Raw genomic sequence first — 3,428 nt, forward strand, 5'->3', positions numbered from 1 at the left:
GGGTCGAGACCCTGCCCGGCGAGACCGTGCGCACCGAGGGAGACCCACCCAGCACCGACCAGAGCACCGACCAGGCTTACGACGGGCTCGGCAGCGGCTACGCGTTGTTCTGGCAGGCGTACGGCCGCGATTCGATCGACGGCGCGAACCTGCCGCTCGAGGCCACGGTGCACTACGGCACCGCCTACGACAACGCGTTCTGGAACGGCAGCCGCATGGTCTTCGGAGACGGCGACGGCGAGGTCTTCCGGGGGTTCACCGGCTCGCTCAGCGTGATCGGCCACGAACTGGCGCACGGCGTCACCGAGCGCACCGCCGGGCTGGCCTACCAGGGGCAGTCGGGCGCCCTGAACGAGCACATCTCCGACGTCTTCGGCGCGCTCACCGAACAGCACAGCAGCGATCAGGGTGCGGGCCAGGCCAGCTGGTTGATCGGATCCGAGATCTTCACGCCGGCTGTGCAGGGCAGGGCGCTGCGCGACATGCACAACCCCGGCACCGCCTACGACGACGACGTGCTCGGCAGCGACCCGCAGCCGGCCCACATGCGCGGCTACATCACGACCCTCGAGGACAACGGCGGGGTGCACCTGAACTCCGGCATCCCCAACCGGGCGTTCACCCTGGCCGCCCTCGCGATCGGCGGCGCGGCCTGGAATGGTGCAGGGCTCATCTGGTACCGGGCGCTCACGAGCGGCGGCATCGAGCCGGATGCCGGCTTCGAGCGCTTCGCCCGCGCCACCCTCGACGCGGCGGCCGGGCTGTTCGGACCGGGCTCGGCCGAGCAGCGGGCAGTGCGCGCAGGCTGGATCGAGGTCGGCGTGCTGACCGCAACGGAAGGAGCAGGACGGTGATCGTGGTGATCTCGCGCAGCGGGGGCTTCGCCGGCATCCGGCTCACCTGGCAGCTGCGCCTCGATGACAGGCCGGACGCCTCCGACTGGTTGGCGCTCATCGCCGAACTGCCGTGGACCGAGATCACCGCGCGCGCGCCGGAACCCGACCGCTACGTGTACACGATTCGCTGCGCCGACCAGACGGCCACCCTCAGCGAGCCGCAACTCGAGGGCCCGTGGCGCGAGCTCGTCACCCGCGTGCAGCGGGAAGTGCCTCCGTCGCCGACCCGGCGGCAGCCCGGCGCTGCACAGTGACGACGCCCCAGGCGATCAGCCCCTGGCCGGCCAGGTAGGTGACCATGATCAGGAAGCCGGACTGCCAGAGGTCGAGGGTGGCCAGGAACTTGTTGCTGCCAAGCAGGGTGTCCGAGATGAGGAACAGCGCGCCGCCGCAGGCGATCGCCAGGGTGCCTCGGCTCGCCGCGGCCGCCATCGCCCCGAGCACCAGGCCGTACAGCGCGACGGGGATCAGCAGGCTGCCGAGGGAGGGGCCGAGCAGCGCGACGAAGGCGAGCCACCAGAGCAGGTAGACCAGCGCCCAGGCGCGCGGCCGGGCGTAGCCGAGGCCGCGCACGAACAGCAGCAGGTAGGCGACGTGGGCGAGCAGGAAGAAGCTGAGCCCGAGCACGAAGAAGAAGTCGTTCGCGTAGAGCGGGGTGATGTCGCCCAGCCAGGACAGCGTGATCGCGGCAAGCAGGAGCGCCGTGGCGGTGGAGCGCCGGGCCGGCGTCGCGGCGAGGACGGCGAACACGAGCGCCGGCATCAGCAGCCACTTCGAGAAGTTCGCCGCGGCGCCGAGATGCAGGAACTGGAGAACCAGGTGCAGGGCGGAGAGCGCCAGGAACGGTGCGAAGGCGGGCAGCGGCTTCAACAGGCTCGTCACCGTGGGGGCGAACGCGTGCGTGTTGCTCGGCGACATCGACGTCATCTGGTCATCCTGCCCGAAGTGAGCCGCCCACCGCGTCATTCGGCGAGCAAAACCTGGGTGTCGTAGCCGGCGAGCTGCTCGCGGCCGTCCAGCTCGGCCAGCTCGAACAGCACGCCGATGCCGGCGACCGCGTAGCCGGCCCGCTCGATCAGCCGGGCGGCGGCGCTCAGGGTGCCGCCGGTGGCGAGGATGTCGTCGAGCACCAGCACGCGGGCGCCGGGCGCCAGCTGGTTCGGCTCGAGCTCGAGCGTCGCCGTGCCGTACTCGAGATCGTAGCTCTCGGCGATCACCTCGCCGGGCAGCTTGCCCGCCTTGCGCACGACGAGCAGTCCGGTCCCGGTGGCGTAGGCGGCTGCCGCGGCGAGCACGAAGCCGCGGGCCTCGACTCCGGCGACGGCGTCGAAGCGGCCGGCGAAGCGCGTCACCAGCTCGTCGACGATGACCTTGAACGCGGGCCCATCGGCGAAAACCGGTGCCACATCGCGGAACAGGATCCCCGGCTTCGGGAAGTCCGGGATCTCGGTGAGCAGGCGCTTGAGCTCGTCGGAGGCGGAGGGGGCGGTGTGGGCAGCGGGTTCGAAAGTCACCCCTTAACGCTAGACGACGGATGCCGCGCCGTGCGCCGGCTGCCGCGGCATCCGACACGTGCGCCTCGGCGCCCAGCCGGCGCGCCGCCGCCGTGCTTTACTGACCGGCATGAACCCCGCGTCGATCGACTACCGCCCGCTCACCGAGCCGGTGGCCCCGGGCGCCGTCACCGCCTTTCGGAGTTGGGCCCGTTCGACACGGCAGCCCTGGCTGCGCGCATCCGGCTCCTCGCAGGCGGCCGTCGTGATCTTCACCGTGCTCGCCGGGGTCATCGCCGTCGCCGTCGTGACGACGGCCGTGTCGATCATGCTGGTGGCGGCCGCGGCGCTCGGCTGGGCCGTTCTGGCCGTCGCCGTGCCGGCGTTGCTGCTGCTCGGGGCGGGCATGCTGCTGGCGGTCTTCCTCGTGCGGCGCGCGGCGCCGTTCGGCGGCTGGGAGCGGCGGTACCGCCTCTTCCACTTCGCGCAGGCCAACGGCATGGAGTGGTACCCGCAGATCGCGGACCCCGGCTACCCCGGCCTCCTCTTCGACCGCGGCTCCGCGCGCGCCGCGTACGCCGGGGCGCGGGCCAGCAGCGGGCGGGCGCTCGACATCGGCAACTACACCTACACGACCGGTTCGGGCGATGACCGCACCGTGCACCGGTGGGGGTTCCTCGCGCTCCGGCTGGACCGGCGGATCCCGCACTGCGTCGTCGACGCGCGGGCCAACAACGCGCTCTTCGGCGCCTCGAACCTCGGGTCTTTCGCCAGGGGGCAGGTGCTTCGGCTCGAGGGCGACTTCAACGAGCACTTCACGCTGTACTGCCCGCGCGGCTACGAGGCCGACGCGCTGTACATCTTCACGCCGGACCTGATGGCACTGCTGATCGACCACAGCAGCGCCTTCGACGTCGAGATCGTCGACGACTGGATGTTCGTCTACTCGCCCACCCCGTGGAACACGCTGGACCCGGCCGCCTGGGCGCGGCTGTTCGCCATCGCCGATACCGTGGGGCGCAAGGCCGTGTCGCAGACC

Annotated in this window: 5 protein-coding genes; 3 read left to right on the forward strand and 2 right to left on the reverse strand. The window is 71.5% G+C overall.

Annotated elements, in window-relative coordinates:
- Both GY24_RS17145 and GY24_RS17150 read left to right on the forward strand, forming a co-directional pair.
- Positions 1-854 (forward strand): M4 family metallopeptidase (locus GY24_RS17145; protein WP_104477824.1); only part of this gene is annotated, 854 nt, incomplete at its 5' end.
- Positions 851-1,150 (forward strand): protealysin inhibitor emfourin, encoded by a 300-nt coding sequence (locus GY24_RS17150; protein ID WP_104477826.1) that lies wholly within the window; start codon positions 851-853, stop codon positions 1,148-1,150. The genes GY24_RS17145 and GY24_RS17150, both read left to right, overlap by 4 nt.
- Here the strand turns inward: GY24_RS17150 and GY24_RS17155 are convergent.
- Together GY24_RS17155 and GY24_RS17160 are read right to left on the reverse strand one after the other, a co-directional pair.
- Entirely contained in the window at positions 1,086-1,823 is a 738-nt protein-coding gene (locus tag GY24_RS17155) for a lysoplasmalogenase (protein WP_233279444.1), read from the reverse strand. The genes GY24_RS17150 and GY24_RS17155 overlap by 65 nt on opposite strands.
- Before the next feature lie 35 nt (positions 1,824-1,858).
- Positions 1,859-2,410: an adenine phosphoribosyltransferase gene (locus GY24_RS17160; protein ID WP_104477828.1), complete on the reverse strand. Its 552-nt coding sequence runs from the start codon at positions 2,408-2,410 to the stop codon at positions 1,859-1,861.
- A gap of 109 nt (positions 2,411-2,519) precedes the next feature.
- Here GY24_RS17160 and GY24_RS17165 point away from each other — a divergent pair.
- On the forward strand, positions 2,520-3,428 hold a 909-nt coding region (locus GY24_RS17165; protein WP_104477831.1), incomplete at its 3' end, for a hypothetical protein.

The organism is Microterricola pindariensis, from assembly GCF_002936985.1.
GTDB classification, from domain to species: Bacteria; Actinomycetota; Actinomycetes; order Actinomycetales; family Microbacteriaceae; genus Microterricola; species Microterricola pindariensis.

What these genes read in the sequence shown, in the direction of transcription:
- GY24_RS17155 (WP_233279444.1), bottom strand. Translation starts at nt 1,823, where the DNA reads ATGACGTCGATGTCGCCGAGCAACACGCACGCGTTCGCCCCCACGGTG.